The 16,995-nt window shown below is 60.6% G+C and carries 17 protein-coding genes; 2 read left to right on the top strand and 15 right to left on the bottom strand.

The window, feature by feature from the left end; genetic code table 11:
• Positions 1–47: 47 nt before the first annotated feature.
• The 10 genes from J5289_RS01940 to J5289_RS01895 all read right to left on the bottom strand — a co-directional run bounded on the left by J5289_RS01940 (position 48) and on the right by J5289_RS01895 (position 10,041).
• Entirely contained in the window at positions 48–1,400 is a 1,353-nt protein-coding gene (locus tag J5289_RS01940) for a folylpolyglutamate synthase/dihydrofolate synthase family protein (protein ID WP_142828679.1), read from the bottom strand.
• Positions 1,401–1,431: 31 nt separating this feature from the next.
• Positions 1,432–2,340 carry an acetyl-CoA carboxylase, carboxyltransferase subunit beta gene (accD, locus tag J5289_RS01935; RefSeq protein WP_142828681.1) on the bottom strand — a complete coding sequence of 303 codons (909 nt, stop codon included), beginning with the start codon at positions 2,338–2,340 and terminating at the stop codon, positions 1,432–1,434.
• A 48-nt stretch (positions 2,341–2,388) separates the two neighbouring features.
• Positions 2,389–3,228 (bottom strand): tryptophan synthase subunit alpha, encoded by an 840-nt coding sequence (trpA, locus tag J5289_RS01930; RefSeq protein ID WP_142828683.1) that lies wholly within the window; start codon positions 3,226–3,228, stop codon positions 2,389–2,391.
• Between the two features lies 1 nt (position 3,229).
• Positions 3,230–4,450 (bottom strand): tryptophan synthase subunit beta, encoded by a 1,221-nt coding sequence (trpB, locus tag J5289_RS01925; RefSeq protein ID WP_142828685.1) that lies wholly within the window; start codon positions 4,448–4,450, stop codon positions 3,230–3,232.
• 2 nt (positions 4,451–4,452) lie between these two features.
• Positions 4,453–5,121, bottom strand: coding sequence for a phosphoribosylanthranilate isomerase (locus J5289_RS01920; protein WP_209185441.1), 669 nt, complete (start codon positions 5,119–5,121; stop codon positions 4,453–4,455).
• Between the two features lie 75 nt (positions 5,122–5,196).
• A complete protein-coding gene (locus J5289_RS01915; RefSeq protein WP_209185440.1) occupies positions 5,197–5,958 on the bottom strand; it encodes a M48 family metallopeptidase in 762 nt (253 codons plus the stop codon).
• Between the two features lie 76 nt (positions 5,959–6,034).
• Complete coding sequence (locus tag J5289_RS01910) at positions 6,035–6,469, bottom strand: DUF2852 domain-containing protein (protein ID WP_142828691.1); 435 nt, start codon at positions 6,467–6,469, stop codon at positions 6,035–6,037.
• A 142-nt stretch (positions 6,470–6,611) separates the two neighbouring features.
• Positions 6,612–7,883 (bottom strand): polyhydroxyalkanoate depolymerase, encoded by a 1,272-nt coding sequence (locus tag J5289_RS01905; protein ID WP_209185485.1) that lies wholly within the window; start codon positions 7,881–7,883, stop codon positions 6,612–6,614.
• A 176-nt stretch (positions 7,884–8,059) separates the two neighbouring features.
• Entirely contained in the window at positions 8,060–8,902 is an 843-nt protein-coding gene (locus J5289_RS01900) for a fumarylacetoacetate hydrolase family protein (protein WP_209185439.1), read from the bottom strand.
• A gap of 185 nt (positions 8,903–9,087) precedes the next feature.
• Positions 9,088–10,041 (bottom strand): glutathione S-transferase family protein, encoded by a 954-nt coding sequence (locus J5289_RS01895; protein WP_209185438.1) that lies wholly within the window; start codon positions 10,039–10,041, stop codon positions 9,088–9,090.
• A 208-nt stretch (positions 10,042–10,249) separates the two neighbouring features.
• On the opposite strand from J5289_RS01895, the gene J5289_RS01890 reads away from it, so the two are divergent.
• Positions 10,250–10,849: a nitroreductase family protein gene (locus tag J5289_RS01890; RefSeq protein WP_142828697.1), complete on the top strand. Its 600-nt coding sequence runs from the start codon at positions 10,250–10,252 to the stop codon at positions 10,847–10,849.
• A gap of 75 nt (positions 10,850–10,924) precedes the next feature.
• Here J5289_RS01890 and gyrB read toward each other — a convergent pair whose 3' ends face one another.
• From gyrB to J5289_RS01865, 5 genes are all read right to left on the bottom strand, one after another.
• Positions 10,925–13,360, bottom strand: coding sequence for a DNA topoisomerase (ATP-hydrolyzing) subunit B (gene gyrB, locus J5289_RS01885; RefSeq protein ID WP_142828699.1), 2,436 nt, complete (start codon positions 13,358–13,360; stop codon positions 10,925–10,927).
• Between the two features lie 144 nt (positions 13,361–13,504).
• Positions 13,505–13,870, bottom strand: a complete 366-nt coding sequence (locus J5289_RS01880; protein ID WP_142828701.1) for a helix-turn-helix domain-containing protein — start codon at positions 13,868–13,870, stop codon at positions 13,505–13,507.
• A complete protein-coding gene (locus tag J5289_RS01875; RefSeq protein WP_142828703.1) occupies positions 13,867–14,442 on the bottom strand; it encodes a Smr/MutS family protein in 576 nt (191 codons plus the stop codon). Before J5289_RS01875 ends, J5289_RS01880 begins: the two co-directional genes overlap by 4 nt.
• Positions 14,442–15,560: a murein transglycosylase A gene (locus tag J5289_RS01870; protein WP_209207478.1), complete on the bottom strand. Its 1,119-nt coding sequence runs from the start codon at positions 15,558–15,560 to the stop codon at positions 14,442–14,444. The genes J5289_RS01875 and J5289_RS01870 overlap by 1 nt, the downstream gene beginning before the upstream one ends.
• Complete coding sequence (locus J5289_RS01865; RefSeq protein ID WP_209185436.1) at positions 15,557–16,258, bottom strand: Tim44/TimA family putative adaptor protein; 702 nt, start codon at positions 16,256–16,258, stop codon at positions 15,557–15,559. Before J5289_RS01865 ends, J5289_RS01870 begins: the two co-directional genes overlap by 4 nt.
• Before the next feature lie 140 nt (positions 16,259–16,398).
• Here J5289_RS01865 and J5289_RS01860 point away from each other — a divergent pair, with 140 nt between their 5' ends.
• Positions 16,399–16,905 carry an FxsA family protein gene (locus tag J5289_RS01860; protein ID WP_142828708.1) on the top strand — a complete coding sequence of 169 codons (507 nt, stop codon included), beginning with the start codon at positions 16,399–16,401 and terminating at the stop codon, positions 16,903–16,905.
• Positions 16,906–16,995 lie beyond the last annotated feature (90 nt).

Genomic DNA, 16,995 nt, shown 5'->3' with positions numbered 1-16,995 from the left:
GTCGCCAGAGCGACCAGAGTTGAAAGCCCGGCATTGTCCGGGTTTTTTTATTGCGGTGGAGTTCCGTTTTCGGCCAATACCTCGCCAACCAAATAGAGCGAGCCGCCCATCAGGATGCGAGGGGGCAGGGTATCCGGGGACATAGCACGCATGATTGCGTCGAGCGCATCGCCGACCGACGACATCGGCTCGGCGACCAGTCCGGCATCATAGGCCGCATGGCTGAGAACGACGGGATCGATCATCGCATCGCTATGGGCGATCGGCACGCAGAACACTTTCTCCGCCAAACCCGCAAACGCCTTGAAGTAACCTATCGGATCCTTGGTGTTGATCATGCCTGTGATCAGGAACAGCGGTCGGGCCTGACGCTCCTCGAAGCCGGCCATCGCCTCGGCAATCACCTCGCCAGCACCCGGATTATGCCCTCCGTCCACCCAGATTTCGGCACCCTTCGGCGCGCGAGTGAAGAGCTTGCCTTCAGTCAGGCGCTGCAGTCGGCCGGGCCATTCGACCGTAGTCATCGCCTTTTCCATCATGGCGTCAGTGACGATGAAGCCGGCGGCCTTGACGGCACGGATGGCGGCAGCAGCGTTAGCGTGCTGGTGGCGTCCCGGCAGACGTGGCAGCGATAAATCGGCAAGGCCGAACTCGTCCTGGTAGACCAGCCGTCCGTATTCCTCATGGGCCGAAAAGTCCTGGCCGAATACTGCCGTCGGGCAATGCAGCCTCTCGGCCGTCGTCGTCAAGACCTCTAGCGCAGCATCATATTGCTGGTGGCCGATGACGACCGGAAGCCCGCGCTTCATGATCCCCGCCTTCTCAGCGGCAATCAACTCGACGCGGTCGCCGAGATAAGGCTGATGATCCAGCGAGATCGGCATGATGACGGACACGGCGGGGTCGGAGATAACGTTGGTCGCATCGAAGCGGCCTCCGAGACCGACCTCGATGATCGCCGCATCGGCGGGCTGTTCCGAGAACAGCAGGAAGGTGACTGCGGTCAGGATTTCAAAGACGGTGATCTTCTGGCCGGCATTGGCATCAGCGACGCGGCGCAGTGCATCGGCAAAGACGGCGTCGTCGACGAGCTGTCCTCGACCGCCCTTGACGCCGATGCGATAGCGTTCATGCCAGTTTACCAGATGCGGTGACGTATGGACATGAACGCTTTTGCCGCCCGCTTCGAGCAGCGCCCGGCAGAACGCTGTAACGGAGCCCTTGCCGTTGGTGCCGGCGACATGGATCACCGGCGGCAGTTTGGTCTGCGGGTTGCCGAGAAGCTCAAGCAGCCGCGTGATGCGGTCGAGCGAAAGGTCGAAGCCCTTGGGGTGCAGGCCCAGGAGCTCGTCGATCACCTGTTCGGCCTGGCTCTTGGTGGAGTGATCTATGGAGCCCATTCCGCACCTCCGCTTTTCGGTCTTCGTCGACTCAGGCGCCGACAGCCATCGGCAGCACGATCTCGCTCGGTTCAAGCGAGGCGGTCGCCGGCTGCTTGGTCAGGATCTTCAACAGTCGTGCCAGCATATCCGGGATATCATGACGCTTAATGACCATGTCGACCATGCCGTGTTCGAGCAGATATTCCGACGTCTGAAAGCCTTCCGGCAGCTTTTCGCGGATCGTCTGTTCGATGACGCGCTTGCCGGCGAAGCAGATTTCGGCACCGGGTTCGGCCAGGTGAATGTCTCCCAGCATCGCATAAGAGGCAGTGACGCCGCCGGTCGTCGGATTGGTCAATACGACGATATAGGGCTGGCCTGCTTCCTTGAGGAGGTCGACTGCGACCGTCGTGCGCGGCAGCTGCATCAGCGATAGGATGCCTTCCTGCATGCGGGCACCACCCGAAGCCGGGAACATCACCAGCGGGCATTTCTCGGCAATAGCGCGCTCGAATGCCTTGACGATCGCCTCGCCGGCAGCGAGACCGAGCGATCCGCCCATGAAGTTGAACTCGTGCACGACGGCAACGATCTTCAGTCCCTGCAGCTTGCCGACCCCGGCGAGAATCGTGTCTTCCTGCTCGGTCTTGACGCGGCTGTCTTTCAGACGGTCGCTGTATTTCTTCGAATCACGGAACTTCAGCGGATCCTGGGCGACCTTCGGCTGCACCAGGGCCTCGTACTCGCCATTGTCGAACAGATCGATCAGGCGGGCCTTTGCCGGCATCTTCATGTGGAAGCCGGAAGCAGGAATGACCCACTTGTTGTCTTCCAGATCCTTGTGGAAGACCATTTCTCCGGTTTCCGGGCATTTGATCCAGAGATTTTCGGCGATATCATCGCGACGGCCCAGCATGGAATTGATCCGCGGGCGAACGTAATTCGTGATCCAGTTCAAATCGAGATCTCCTGAATGACTGAATTGACCAAGGCCAATGTGGGGGAACTATTCGGCGGCAACAAGGCGCGCCGAGCGGGTTCCGGTTGAAAGACCACGAACAAGGGTTGCCACCGCCTGCACGGTATCGGCAGTCGCCTTGCCATCCGCGGTCAGCGAATTCGCAACCTGATTGACGATCGCAGTGCCGACGACGACGCCATCGGCAGCCGCACCGATGACCCGCGCATGCTCGGCCGTCTTGACGCCGAAGCCGACGCAAACAGGCAGGTCGGTATGGCTCTTGATACGGCGGACGGCAGCCGAGACAAGTGACGGATCGGCCATAGCCGAGCCGGTGATGCCGTTCATGGATACGTAGTAGACGAAGCCCGAAGTATTGCGAAGCACCATCGGCAGGCGCTTGTCGTCCGTCGTCGGTGTTGCCAGACGGATGAAATTAACGCCCTTGCGGATAGCCGGGATGCAGAGCTCGTCATCCATTTCCGGCGGTAGGTCGACGACGATCAGGCCGTCGATGCCGGATGCCAGCGCGTCATCGAGAAATTTCTCGACGCCGTAAATATAGATCGGGTTGTAGTAGCCCATCAGTACGATCGGCGTGGCGTCATCGGATTTACGGAAATCGGCGGCAAGCTGCAGCGTCTTCTTCAGCGTCTGGCCTGCCTTCAGCGCCCGCTGACCGGCCATCTGGATTGCCGGACCATCGGCCATCGGGTCCGAGAAAGGCATGCCGAGCTCGATGATGTCGGAGCCTGCTTCCGGCAGCGCCCTCATGATGCCGAGCGACGTTTCGTAATCTGGGTCGCCAGCCATGAAATAGGTAACCAGCGCCGGGCGACCCTCGGTCTTCAGGTCGGCGAAGCGTTTGTCCATCCGTGCGGTCATGTCAGAGCTCCACGCCGAGAATTTTGCCAACGGTGAAGATATCCTTGTCGCCTCGGCCACAGAGGTTCATCACGATGATCTGGTCCTTATCCATCTTCGGCGCACGCTTGATGACTTCGGCCAGCGCATGGGCAGGCTCGAGTGCCGGGATGATACCTTCGAGGCGAGTCAGCATCTGGAAGGCTGCCAGAGCCTCGGTGTCCATGATCGGCACGTATTCGACGCGGCCCATATCCTTCAGCCATGAATGCTCCGGGCCGATGCCGGGATAGTCAAGGCCGGCGGAGATCGAGTGGCCTTCCTTTATTTGCCCGTCCCTGTCCTGCAGCAGGTAGGTGCGGTTGCCATGCAGCACGCCCGGGGAACCGACCGTCAACGACGCACAGTGCTCCTCGCCCTCCAGGCCCTTGCCGCCGGCTTCGACGCCGACGATCTGGACGCTCTTGTCATCGAGGAACGGATGGAACAGGCCGATCGCATTGGAGCCACCGCCGACTGCTGCCACCAGCATGTCCGGCAGGCGGCCTTCTGCGGCCATCATCTGTTCCTTGGCTTCGCGGCCCATCACAGACTGGAAATCGCGAACCATTTCCGGATAGGGGTGCGGTCCGGCCGCAGTTCCAATCATATAGTAGGTGTCGTCGACGTTGGTGACCCAGTCGCGCAGCGCCTCGTTCATGGCATCTTTCAGGGTACCGTGGCCGGATGTGACGGGAACGACCTCGGCACCGAGCAGCTTCATACGGAACACGTTCGGCGCCTGGCGCTCGACATCGGTTGCGCCCATGTAGACAACGCAGGGCAACCCGAAGCGAGCAGCAACGGTAGCCGAAGCCACGCCATGCTGGCCGGCGCCGGTTTCTGCGATGATGCGGGTCTTGCCCATGCGCTTGGCGAGCAGGATCTGCCCGATGCAATTGTTGATCTTGTGCGATCCGGTGTGGTTGAGTTCGTCGCGCTTGAAATAGATCTTCGCGCCGCCAAGCTCGGCTGTGAGCCGCTCGGCGAAATACAACGGGCTTGGGCGACCGATATAGTGGGTGTTGAGATAATCGAGCTCGGCCTTGAAGGTCGGATCGGTCTTGGCATTTTCCCACTCGGCCTGCAGGGCGAGGATCAGCGGCATCAGCGTCTCTGCGACGAATCGTCCACCGAAGATACCGAAGCGGCCATCTTCGTCTGGCCCGGCGCGGAAGGAATTTACGTTTGGCGTCTCGTTCACTGTCAACTCCCTGAGGCTGTTGCCGGCATGCGAGCCGAGGCAACCGCGTCGAAAAATTCGTCGATCATGGTCAGATCCTTGACGCCCGGCGCACTTTCCACACCGGACGATATATCGATACCCGAGGCCTTGGTGGAGGCGAGCGCAAGGGCGACGTTGTCTTTGTTGAGGCCTCCCGAAAGCATGTAGTCGACGCGGCCGTCAAGCCACGCCATCAGGCTCCAGTCGAAAGCAACGCCGTTTCCGCCAGGCAGTTCCGAACCCTTGGGTGCCTTGGCATCGAACAGGAAGCGATCTGCGATGCCGATATAGGCCTCCACACGCCTGAGGTCCTCGGCATCCCGCACGGAAAAGGCCTTCATTACAAGCACGTCGTAGAGGGCCTTGATGGTCAGAACCCGCTCGGGACTTTCATGGCCATGCAATTGCAGCACGTCGGGCCTAACCAGGTTCATAATCTCATCGAGATCGTCATTGTCCGGATCGACCACCACGGCGACGATGAGGGCCTTGCCACGAACGCGGTCAGCCAGCACGCCTGCCAGATCGGGCTCGATGTAGCGCGGGCTTTTTTCAAAGAAGATGAAACCGATGTGTGTGGCGCCGCGCGCGACAGCGCGATCGACCGTCTCGGCCGTCTTCAATCCGCAAATCTTGATATCGGGTTTCATGGCAGGCAAGTGACACGAAATGGCAAAAGAGTCGAGCCCATTCGCGACAGTTGCTGGATTTCAGAGCCTGCCGCGCTAGCCGAAATCGATGGCATGAAGGTGGGTGCCATGCCGCTTCAGCCAGGCTTTTGCTTCTTCCATGTGCGGGCAAAGCTCTTTGCACAGCGCCCAGAAGCGGGGGCCGTGGTTCATTTCCTTCAAGTGCGCCACCTCGTGGGCAGCCAGATAGTCGATGACTTCGGGCGGCGCCATCAGGATCCGCCAGGAAAAGCTGAGATTGCCCTGCGACGAACAGGAGCCCCAGCGGCTGCGCGTATCCTTCATGGTGATCGATGCCACATCGGCGCGGATGGTGCCGGCGTGCAATTTCACCAGGCGTTCCAGATCGGCGCGCGCTTCCTTCTTCAGGAAGGCTGCAATGCGCCGCCCGGCATGCTCCGGCATTCCGCTGACACGCAGGATGCGCTCGCCGTCCAGTTCGAGGATTTCGGTGATGCCACGCAGGCTGCCTGAATGCTCAACCTGGTGGGGCACTCCACGGATCAGGATCTCGCTGCCATCGCGCAGCTTCGCATCAGGCTCGAACTTCGACAACTTGGTGATGAGCCAGCCCTGGTGGCGGTCGAGAAAGGCGTTGATCTCGCGCGGCGGCACGCCATGCGGCACGGTCATCTTCAAGGCGCGGCCACCCGGCTCGATGCGCAGTGTAATACGGGTAGCGCGCTCGTGCTTGCGGATCGTCAGCGGCATCTGCCTTCCTGCAAGGTCGAGCGTCCTCGTCTCCGGAGCAGGCGGCGGCCGGGCAGTCTTGCGGACTTTTGAAAGAAGCGGAAACATCGATCCGGTTTATATGATTCGCTGCAGCGTCTTGCAAAGAAAAACCGGCATCTCGCGATGCCGGCTGTCGAATGCGTCAGGAGGTTCGGAACTCCTGGCCGGAGCCCTGATCCGTGCGTCGCGCCGCTGTGCGGTCACGCATGAAGCGGTCGAACTCTTCCTGGTCTTTGGCGCGGCGCAATTCCCGCACGTAGTTGTCGAAGTCGGCGCGGGTCTCGTCGAGCCTGCGGCGCTCCTGGTCCAGGCGGTCGAGTTCTGCCTGGCGCCAGTCGTCAAAAGCGACGTTCTCGCTGTTGAACTGCTGACGGTAACGACGGCCGTTGCGGCGGAAACCGCTGAACATGCCATCGGCTGCCTGGTTGACGTCCCGTTTGAAGCCTCTCAGGCGATCGCCGAAGAGGATGTATGCGAGCATAGCAAGACCGAGCGGCCAGAAAACCACGAAGCCCAGGACCATGAGCGCGATGGTCGCCGGGGTCCACTCCGGCCGAATCAATGCTGACTGATTCATCGTGAAATACCTCGCAAGGCGGCCGGCTGAATGCCGGAGCCGCTCAAATCGATGTGGTAATAACGGGCTCCGGCTTCAATAAGGAAGTGCTTTAAAATCGCAAATACTCATCATTCCGGATCGAAAATCCCGTTTTTCGCGCCTAGGCCGTTTTTGAGCCCTTGGCCTTCCGCTTCGGGACATCGGCAGTTCTCGAGTGCGCCTTGGCAAAAGCCAGGATGCGCGGCGCTATTTCGCGGCGGAAGCGAGAGCCATTGAAGACACCGTAGTGACCGACATCTGGCTGCAAATAGTGCATGCGCATCGCGTCGGGGATGTTGCTGCAGATTGTCTGCGCTGCCTGGGTCTGGCCGACGCCGGAGATGTCGTCGTTTTCGCCCTCGACCGTCAAGAGCGCCACCTTGCGGATCGCAGATGGATCGACGCGGTGACCACGATGGTGCAACTCGCCCTTCGGCAAGGCGTGTTTCATGAACACCTGCTCGACCGTCTGCAGGTAGAACTGCGAGGTCAAGTCCATGACCGCCAGATACTCGTCATAAAACTCGCGATGCTTTTCGGGCTCCCCGTCGTTCTTGACGAGGTGCATGAAGAAATCCTTCTGGGCAATGACGTGCCGGTCGAGGTTCATCGACATGAAGCCGGAAAGCTGCAGGAAGCCCGGATACACCGACCGCCCAAAGCCCGGCAGCGGCCACGGAACGTTCATCACCACATTATCGGCAAACCACTCGATGGGCTTGTCCATGGCGAGCTTGTTGACACCGGTCGGATTGATGCGCGTATCGATCGGACCGCCCATCAGCGTCATGGACGCGGGCGACAGCGGATCGCCAGCCTCTTCCATGAGGGCGGCTGCAGCGAGCACCGGCACGGATGGCTGACAAACGGCCACGACATGGGTATCCTGTCCGAGGTGATGCAGCATGGCGACGATATAGTCGATGTAGTTGTCGAGATCGAAGTCGCCCTCTTCGACGGGTATCATTCGGGCATCGGTCCAGTCGGTGATATAGACATCGGCGCCGGGCAACAGCGCCTCCACCGTACCGCGCAGCAACGTCGCGTAATGGCCGGACATCGGCGCCACGATCAGGATCCGCGGATCGGACGGACGGGGGACTGGCAGGTCCCTTTCGAAATGGAGCAAACGACAGAACGGCTTCTGCCAGACGACAGCCTCGGTGACGACCACGGGCTTGTCGTCGATGACTGTCTGCGCCAGCCCGAACTCGGGCTTTCCGTAACGCCGCGTGCTGCGCTCGAAGACCTCGAGACTGGCAGATATCGTCCTGCCGAACGCGGTTTCGGCCATGGGATTGAGCGGATTATCGTAAGCCTGGCGCATCATGCCGGCAGCAGCCCGGAAGGGCGCCATGACCGCATGGTTTAGTTCGTAGAGATGATAGTACATGACCGACATTACCTTTTCGACTGCGGCCGAAAGAATGGCTGGTCCTTCGTGCGGATCAGCGGCAGTATTATCGAGGTCCCTATCACATTCTGCCAAAGTTAGACACAGTTGAGTGCCTATAAATTAAAATGCCGGAGAATTGATCTCCGGCATGGTGTGGTTTGTGGTCGTTGAACTTAAACGTCCGCGGCGAACGTCTGGCGCTGGTCGCCGAGACCTTCGATGCCTAGTTCGACCACGTCGCCGGCCTTCAGGTAAGTCGGCGGCTTCATTCCCATTCCGACGCCTGGGGGCGTACCGGTCGAGATGACGTCGCCCGGCTGCAGCGACATGAACTGGCTGAGGTAGGAAACCAGGTGTGCGACGCCGTAGACCATCGTCTTGGTCGATCCATCCTGCATAGTTTTGCCGTTGACTTTCAGCCACATGCCGAGATTTTGCGGATCGGCAACTTCATCCTTCGTGACCAGCCAGGGGCCGATCGGGCCGAATGTGTCGCAGGACTTTCCCTTGGTCCACTGGCCGGAGCGCTCCGTCTGGAAAGCGCGCTCCGAGACGTCATGCGAAACGCAGTAGCCGGCGACATAATCGAGTGCGTCGGCTTCGCTGACATACTTAGCCGTCTTGCCGATGACGACGCCGAGTTCGACTTCCCAGTCTGTTTTTTCAGAGCCGCGCGGAATGAGAACCGTGTCATTCGGACCAGCGATGGCGGAAGTGGCCTTCATGAATATGATCGGCTCAGGCGGCACAGTTGCGCCGGTCTCTGCGGCGTGGTCCGAAAAATTGAGACCGATGCAGATGAACTTGCCGGTACCCGCGACGCAAGCGCCGATACGGCCTGCTGCCAGTTCCGGTAATGTGGCGGGATCGATCTGGGCAAGCTTTGCCAGGCTATCCGGATGGATCGCCTCTCCGCCGATATCGGCAACATGCGCCGACAGATCGCGGATCTTGCCTTCCTTGTCCAGGAGGGCCGGCTTTTCCTTGCCGGGCTCGCCGACTCGCATCAGTTTCATCGTATTGTCCTTCCTGCCATGTCTTCAGAAGCGCGTTTCGCCATATATGAACGAAACATTCACCTGTGTCACCCGTGGATTGCGTGTCGAACTTTACGCCGACAGCCCGTGAAGGCAACCGGCAAAGCGACGCGATGGGAAAGGATATATCACTTGCCTAAGTGTAATATCCGATGGCTTGGCAATCAGAACAGCTCTTTGAGCGCGGGGCCAACCGGAACGATGCCGGATGGATTGAGCGTCTCTATCGAGTAATATCCACGCTTGATGTGGTCGAAACTTACCGTTTCCGCGATGCCGGGCCAATCGAGCATGCTGCGGCAGAAAGCGCTGAGATTTGAGTAATCGGAGAGGCGCCTGAGATTGCATTTGAAAATGCCGTGATAGGCGACATCGAAGCGCACCAGCGTCACGAACAGACGGATATCTGCTTCAGTCGGGTGATCGGCAAAGAGGAAGCGCTTGCCTTCTAACTGGAGTTCGGCCCAATCCAGACAGTCGAAGACATCCCGGAAACCTTCCTCGTAGGCGAGCTGCGTCGTCGCAAAGCCGGTCCGATAGACGCCGTTGTTGAGCGACGGGTAGATCCGCGCATTGAAGGCGTCGATCTCTTCGCGCCGGTCATTCGGATAAAGATCGGTCGAGAGGGTTGCGAGACCGCCAAAGCCGTCATTCATCATCCGCAGGATGTCGGACGATTCATTGTTGACGATGGTGTTCATCCGGGTATCCCAGAGGACGGGAACTGTCGCCCTTCCGGTAAAATGCGGATCAGCCATGGTATAGAGTTCGTGGATATAGCGGGCACCGTTGACGCTGTCCTCGGTCGCGCCGGGATAGTCGCCGAATTGCCAGCCCTGCTTTGTGAGGGCAGGTTCGACGATGGAGATATCGATGGCAGCTTCCAGGCTCTTCATCGCCCGGCCAATCAGCGTCCGAGATGCCCAGGGGCAGATCAGCGCAACATAAAGGTGATAGCGGCCCGGTTCGGCAGCAAACCCACCGGTACCGGTCGGGCCGGCGCTGCCATCCGGCGTCACCCAGTTTCGAAAGCTGGACGTCTGGCGGACAAAGCCACCCTTTTCGTCCTTTGCCTGCACCGGCTGCCAATCTTCCGTCCACTTTCCGTCGACCAGCATGTTCTTCTCCTTCGCGTGCGAGAATTGCTGTTCTACCCGGTCCCTGCGAAGGCCACATCACACATTGTTGAAACAGACCGTCACCCTTGCGCCATCCGCAGAAGCGCTGGCGATCTGGACTATGGCGGGCGGCACGCTATACATCGTCGGGCACTCCATCCAAACACAAGCGCTGCTCCCAGCGCAGACCGTTTCAGAGAGAAAAACCATGACAAGCAGCAACAGCCGCGAATCCAACCATCCGATCGACGCCCTTTTCCTGGATCGCTGGTCGCCCCGTGCATTCAACAACGAGACCATGCCGGAAGCAGATCTGCTGACGATCCTCGAAGCCGGCCACTGGGCAGCCTCCTCCTACAACCACCAGCCCTGGCGTTTCGTCTACGCGCTGCGCGGCTCGGAGCAGTGGGACACGTTCCTCAGCCTGCTGATCGACTTCAACCAGAGCTGGGTTAAGTCTGCATCCGCGCTGCTGTTCATCGTTTCCCGCACGCATTCCGGCGAACTCGGTGCCGACGACCAGAAGCCGATCTACAGCCACTCCTTCGACGCCGGCACCGCATCGGGCTACATTGCCCTGCAGGCCCATCTCTCCGGCTATGAAGCGCACGGCATGACCGGCGTTCACTTCGACAAGGTACCGGGCGTACTCGGCATTCCGGACGGTTTCCGCGTCGAATGCGCCGTCGCCATCGGCAAGATCGGCGACAAGAACCAGCTGCCTGAAGGCCTGCGCGAACGCGAAGTCCCGAGCCCGCGCAAGCCGCTGGCCGAGGTCGCCTTCAACGGCAAGTTCATCGCCAAGTAATCCCTGATCCCGACAAAACGAAGCCCGCGCTGCAGATTTGCGGCGCGGGCTTTTCCATGTCTGGTCGCTGGTAGATTAGATGTCGAGGTTGGCGACGTTGAGCGCATTGTCCTGGATGAACTCGCGGCGCGGCTCGACTTCATCGCCCATAAGCCGGGCAAACAGGCTGTCGGCATCGACGGCGTCGTTGACGCGAACCTGCAGCAGCGAGCGCACGTTCGGATCGAGCGTCGTTTCCCAGAGCTGCTCGGCATTCATTTCACCGAGGCCCTTGTAGCGTTGCATCGACAGACCCTTGCGGCCGCTGGCAAAGACGGCTTCCAGCAGCGCACGGGCGCCCGAGATTTCCGTTTCGCCGTCTCTCCGCACCAATTTCGGCGGCACGTCGTAGATTTCCTTCAGGCGTGGGCCGAGCTGGTCGATATGGCGGGCATCGGACGAGCCGATCAGCGCCATGTCGAGGGTGATGACTTCCTTGACCCCGCGCACGGTGCGTTCCAGACGCAAGCCGCCCTCGTCGGTCATGTCGCCGATCCAGCCACGTTCCGTTTCTTCGGCAATAATGTCCAGACGACGGGCAACTTCGGCAACGATCGTCGCGGCCCGGGCGGGATCGCTGACCACGTCTGCATTGAGCGCGCCGGCAATTGCCGCCTGCTCTACGACGGCGCGGTTATAACGGGAATGCAGGTTTTCGAGCAGGGCTCTCAGACGCAGCGCGTCCTGAATGACTTCGCGCAGATCCTGGCCGGAGCGGACTTCGCCGCTGCCGAGCCGCAGGCTGGCGTCGTCGAGGCCCTGGCCGATCAGATATTCTTCCAGCGCCTTCTCGTCCTTCAGATACTGGATCGATTTGCCGCGCGACACTTTGTAGAGCGGCGGCTGGGCGATGTAGATGTGGCCGCGCTCGATCAGCTCCGGCATCTGGCGGAAGAAGAAGGTCAGCAGCAGCGTGCGAATATGGGCGCCGTCGACGTCGGCGTCCGTCATGATGATGATCTTGTGGTAGCGCAGCTTGTCGGCGTTGAACTCGTCCTTGCCGATGCCGGTGCCGAGCGCGATGATCAGCGTACCGATTTCCTGGCTGCCGAGCATCTTGTCGAAGCGTGCACGCTCGACATTGAGGATCTTGCCTCGCAGCGGCAGGATCGCCTGGTTTTCGCGCGAACGACCCTGCTTGGCCGAGCCGCCGGCGGAATCCCCTTCAACGAGGAAGACTTCGGACTTGGTAGGGTCACGCTCTGAGCAGTCGGCGAGCTTGCCCGGCAGCGAGGCGATGTCGAGGGCGCCCTTGCGGCGCGTGAGTTCGCGGGCCTTCTTGGCGGCTTCGCGGGCCATGGCGGCTTCCGCGACCTTGCCAATCAGGATCTTGGCCTCGGTCGGATGTTCTTCGAGCCAGGTACCGAGCGCCTCGTTGACCAGGCTTTCGACGACCGGGCGAACTTCCGAGGAAACCAGCTTGTCCTTGGTCTGGGAGGAGAACTTCGGATCCGGGACCTTAACCGAGAGCACGGCTGTCAGGCCTTCGCGGCAGTCGTCTGCCGTCAGGGTCACCTTCTCGCGCTTGCTGATGCCGGAGGTCTCGCCGTAGGAGGTGATCTGACGGGTCAGGGCGCCACGGAAACCGGCCATATGGGTGCCGCCGTCGCGCTGCGGGATGTTGTTGGTGAAGCAGAGTACGTTCTCGTGGTAGCTGTCGTTCCACCACATCGCCACTTCGACGACGATGCCGTCCTTTTCGCCACGGATGGCAACGGGCTTGTCGACCAGCGGCTTCTTGGCGCGATCGAGATAGACGACGAAGGCTTCGAGGCCGCCGTCATAAAGCATTTCCACCTGTTTGACGTCTGAATGACGTTTGTCGGTGAGCAGGATGCGGACGCCGGAATTGAGGAAGGCGAGTTCGCGCAGCCGGTGCTCGAGCGTCGCGAAGTCGAACTCGATCATCGTGAAGGTTTCGGTGCTGGGCTGGAAGGTGACTTCCGTCCCGGTTTCGCCGCCGCTGTCGCCAAGCGTCACCAGAGGTGCGTCGGCGACGCCGTGGGTGAAGCTGATCTCGTGGATCTTGCCCTGGCGCTTGATGCGCAACTTGAGCCAGACCGACAGCGCGTTGACGACGGAGACGCCGACGCCATGCAGACCGCCGGACACCTTGTAGGAGTTCTGGTCGAATTTGCCGCCGGCGTGCAGCTGGGTCATGATCACTTCGGCAGCGGATATGCCCTCGCCGGTGTGGATATCCGTCGGGATACCACGACCATTGTCGGTCACCGTCACCGAGCCGTCGGGGTTGAGCGTTACGGTTACCAGGTCGGCGTGACCACCGAGCGCTTCGTCGATGGCGTTGTCGACAACTTCGTAGACCATGTGATGCAGGCCGGAGCCGTCATCCGTGTCGCCGATATACATGCCGGGCCGCTTGCGCACGGCATCGAGGCCCTTCAGGACCTTGATGGAGTCAGCGCCATATTCAGGATTGGCGGCATTTTCGGTCGCGGGAATATCGGTCATGGCTTGAAGTCTTTCGTGTTATCGCAGGTCGCGACGATCCTTGCGAATCATCGTTTTTCCTCCCCGAACTATAGGGGTATTTCATAGTCAATGCCAAATACATGGCCCCGAAAAGACCTATAAAGCAGGGGATTAAGGCTGATTTCAGCCAGTTTTCCGAGCCTTTTCGAGGATGGCCTCCAGTGCTTCTACAGCATCCTGGTCGAGAAAGCGAAATTGTCCGGCAAGGCGATTGGCGAGCGCCGTATATTGCGGCGCCATCCCCGCCGTGTCGATCACGACACGCGGGTCGGAACCGCGCGCCAGCATGAACAGCTCCTCGGCCTCGTCCCAGATGATATTGAAATAGCCGGCAATCCTTTGCAGCATGACGAAGGTCGGGAGACCCCGTTTGCCGTGTTCCAGCGCCGAGAGGTAGGCGGGCGTCACGTCGAGCGCGGCCGCCATTTCCTTCTGCGTCACGCCCTTGCGTTCGCGGAGCTTGCGCACCGCTTCGCCGAATGGCGTCATGGCGCATCTCCCGGACGCCTTGCCAGGCGGATATAGAGGGCGCCTTCGCCGCCGTGATGCTGGGCCGCCGTTTCATAGGACGAGATGAGATAGCGGAAGTCGGGCTTGGAGAACCACAAGGGTGCTGCCCGCTTCAGAGCGCCTTCGCTGCCCATCGAGCTTCCCTTGCCTGTTATGACCAGCACATGGCGCAGACCGCGCATATGGGCCCGAACCAGGAAATCGAGCAGCAGATCATGCGCCTCGTCCTGGTAGAGGCCGTGCAGGTCGATCCTTGCTTCCAGCGGAAGCCGGCCCTTGGCGATCTTGCGCTTCACCGGCCGCTCGAGCGGATGGTGCTTGCTGGCGGACGGCTGCGGCTTTTGCGGCATCGGCAGGGGTTGTTGCGAAATCGGCATCTTCGGAGGCGGAGGTGATGATACATCGCGCTGCGCTTCGGCGGCCTGCTGCTCGGTCAGAAAGATATCGAGCGCCTGCATCTCGGCCATATGCTGCGGCAGCGGCCGGGTACTCTTGGCGACCTTGCTCCAGAGAATGCGTTCCTCCGGGCTGAGCTTGCGGTCCTTCGCCATCAGCTGAACCTCGCGGCAGCCGCCTTGGGCACGAGAATGTAGAAATCGGCGTCATGACGGACGGTGCCCGCCAGTTCTCCGGCTTCATAGCCCGAGCCGGTGAAGATGTCGCCACGTGCGGGGCCGACAATTGCCGAACCGGTGTCGAGCGCCAGCATCAGCCGCTGGAACGGTCCGCCGTTGTCCAGGTGGGTGAGGCTTTCCGAGCGGATGAAGAAGGGGAAGCCGAAGGTATGGATCAGCCTGTCAACGGCGAGCGCCCGGCCCGCCACCAGCGGCACCTTGGCCGCTGCGATTGGCCCGGCCTGCGGATCGGCGACATCGGCCTCGCGGAAGAAAATGTAGGAGCGATTGTGTGAGAGAACCTCGTCGACTTCTCCCGGATGGGCGTAGAGCCAGTCCCGGATCGTCTGCATCGAGATCGTCGCGCGGTCCAGTTCGCCACGGTCGATCAGCAGCCGACCGACAGCCGAGAACGGATGGCCGGCCTTGGCGGCATAAGTGATACGGCAGAGCGTTCCATCCGGATAGCGCAGCCGCGCGGCACCCTGGACATGCACGAAGAACACATCGACGCTGGATTTGGCCCAGGCTATCTCAAGGCCTTTGCCCGCAAGATAGCCAGAGGTGATCTCGCCGCGGTCCGGATAGGCATCGATCTCGCCATACCTCAGACGCGCGAACATGTAGGACGCGTCCAGCCCGGCCGGTCGGTTGCTGTCGTCGAGATCGACCAAATCGTCCGGGCGGCGGTAGAAGGGATAGCAATAGACGGCATCCGGTGTTGCGGACACTTCTATCTCCGGCTCGAAGAATGCCGTGACGAACCCGCTCCGGTCTCCGCTTCGGCGTATGAAAAACGGCTGGCAATTGGCTTCGAAAAAAGCCCTGGCCTCTGCTGCGTCGGCTGGCTCGATGTCATTTGCCGCTTCCAGCAGCGGCAGCAGGTCCGCCGTCGTCAGCCCGAGCGACCCGGCTCGGTAGGACTTTGTCTCAGTGACGTGCCGATAACAGGCCCGCATGGCATCGAAAAGGCCGGAGGGATCGTCATCCCCCCAGCCTTTCAGATCGTCAAAGGTTGTCGGCTCCAGCAAAAAATCGTCGGATCGGACACTCATTGTTCGGATTCGGTCGCCACAAGTTTCCAGTTCGGATCGCGCGAGCGCGTGTCGCGTGCGAATGTCCAGAGGTCGCTGACTTCCGACACCTGCTCTGCATCGCCATCGACCAGCACGTCGGCCTTGTCGTATGTCGCCGATATCATCTGGCTGACGATGCGAATGGTGACCAATGCATCGGTCTCCTTGACCTCGGCACTCACGATATCGCTCCGGTCGATGCCGACGAAGCTGGACTTGACCCTCTCACCGCGTGCTTCTCGATCGGCGATCGCTGCGTCGAAGCCCTCGTAGACCTCATTGGACAGCAGACCCTTCAGCGCCTTCCGGTCGCCATCGGCAAAAGCCATGACGATCATCTCGTAGGCCATGCGGGCGCCCTTGACGAACTCCTTCGGATCGAAGGACGGGTCGATCTTCACCACTTCGCGCAGCTGCGCGTTCAGCGGCGTTTCAGGCTTGGCGAAGGCGTCGACGGCTGCAAAGCGATTTTCGTCATCGACGGCGTCGCGACGCGGCAGGGTAACGACTTTGCCGGTATCCGGTGCATCGGGACCTTTGACAGCATCGCGCGGAGTGTACAGATCACGCGGCGGCTTCTCGGTGCCCGTGCGGCGACCAAGCACGCTGCGCAACTGAAGGAAGATCAGCACCGCTGCGACCAGAAAGAAAATCGTCACAAAGTCATTCGAACCCATATCGCTCCGGCACCACTGTTCACATTCGAAGTTTCAACACCCATATAGTCAGCATAATGCCATCATTCAAATAGCAGGTCCTCATCTTTGTGATCTGCTATGCTGAACGGCAGCCGAGTTACTCATTCGAGGAAGAGACCATGCGCCTTTCGCTTCTGCCTGCCTTCGTCCTGCTGCTCCCCCTGGTGGAGATCGCCGGCTTCGTCGTGGTCGGCAAGGCGATCGGTATCTGGGCCACGCTCGGCCTCGTCGTCCTCAGTGTTGTTGTCGGCGCTTTCCTGCTCCGGTCCCAAGGATTGAGCATCCTGAGGCGGCTCTCGATGGCAAGCCGCGACGGCGCAGCGCCTGCCCGCGATCTCGTGCATGGTGCGATGGTGGTGGTGGCTGCGTTCCTGCTGCTGGTACCCGGCTTTTTCACGGACATCCTCGGCCTGCTTCTCTTCATTCCTGGCGTGCGCGATCTCGCTTGGAAGTTTCTCAGCCGCCGCATCGTCATCCTGGGGTCTTCGCCGGCGTTCAATCGCTCGCGCGGCGCGCCGGAAAAGCCGAACAGCTCGGGGCCCGTGGTCGATCTCGACGCAGATGATTTTCGGCGCGGCCCGAATCCAGGCTCTCCGTGGTCCGATCACAAGCGTCTGAAGGACTGAGCGCACCTGTTTTGGGCCGGCTGCCGAAGGGTTGTAAGCCCCGGCATGAAATGTTAGATGGCGACACCATTTTGAGCCGCGAGGAAGTGC

The sequence above is a fragment of the Rhizobium sp. B230/85 genome (genome assembly GCF_019355735.1).
GTDB classification, from domain to species: domain Bacteria; phylum Pseudomonadota; class Alphaproteobacteria; order Rhizobiales; family Rhizobiaceae; genus Rhizobium; species Rhizobium rhododendri.
The sequence above is the reverse complement of the archived record's forward strand: the minus strand, read 5'-3'. Positions and strand labels throughout refer to the sequence as shown.

What these genes read in the sequence shown, in the direction of transcription:
- J5289_RS01940 (WP_142828679.1), bottom strand. Translation starts at nt 1,400, where the DNA reads ATGGGCTCCATAGATCACTCCACCAAGAGCCAGGCCGAACAGGTGATC.
- trpA (WP_142828683.1), bottom strand. Translation starts at nt 3,228, where the DNA reads ATGACCGCACGGATGGACAAACGCTTCGCCGACCTGAAGACCGAGGGT.
- J5289_RS01920 (WP_209185441.1), bottom strand. Translation starts at nt 5,121, where the DNA reads ATGAAACCCGATATCAAGATTTGCGGATTGAAGACGGCCGAGACGGTC.
- J5289_RS01915 (WP_209185440.1), bottom strand. Translation starts at nt 5,958, where the DNA reads ATGTTTCCGCTTCTTTCAAAAGTCCGCAAGACTGCCCGGCCGCCGCCT.
- J5289_RS01910 (WP_142828691.1), bottom strand. Translation starts at nt 6,469, where the DNA reads ATGAATCAGTCAGCATTGATTCGGCCGGAGTGGACCCCGGCGACCATC.
- J5289_RS01905 (WP_209185485.1), bottom strand. Translation starts at nt 7,883, where the DNA reads ATGTACTATCATCTCTACGAACTAAACCATGCGGTCATGGCGCCCTTC.
- J5289_RS01900 (WP_209185439.1), bottom strand. Translation starts at nt 8,902, where the DNA reads ATGAAACTGATGCGAGTCGGCGAGCCCGGCAAGGAAAAGCCGGCCCTC.
- J5289_RS01895 (WP_209185438.1), bottom strand. Translation starts at nt 10,041, where the DNA reads ATGCTGGTCGACGGAAAGTGGACGGAAGATTGGCAGCCGGTGCAGGCA.
- J5289_RS01890 (WP_142828697.1), top strand. Translation starts at nt 10,250, where the DNA reads ATGACAAGCAGCAACAGCCGCGAATCCAACCATCCGATCGACGCCCTT.
- gyrB (WP_142828699.1), bottom strand. Translation starts at nt 13,360, where the DNA reads ATGACCGATATTCCCGCGACCGAAAATGCCGCCAATCCTGAATATGGC.
- J5289_RS01880 (WP_142828701.1), bottom strand. Translation starts at nt 13,870, where the DNA reads ATGACGCCATTCGGCGAAGCGGTGCGCAAGCTCCGCGAACGCAAGGGC.
- J5289_RS01875 (WP_142828703.1), bottom strand. Translation starts at nt 14,442, where the DNA reads ATGGCGAAGGACCGCAAGCTCAGCCCGGAGGAACGCATTCTCTGGAGC.
- J5289_RS01870 (WP_209207478.1), bottom strand. Translation starts at nt 15,560, where the DNA reads ATGAGTGTCCGATCCGACGATTTTTTGCTGGAGCCGACAACCTTTGAC.
- J5289_RS01865 (WP_209185436.1), bottom strand. Translation starts at nt 16,258, where the DNA reads ATGGGTTCGAATGACTTTGTGACGATTTTCTTTCTGGTCGCAGCGGTG.
- J5289_RS01860 (WP_142828708.1), top strand. Translation starts at nt 16,399, where the DNA reads ATGCGCCTTTCGCTTCTGCCTGCCTTCGTCCTGCTGCTCCCCCTGGTG.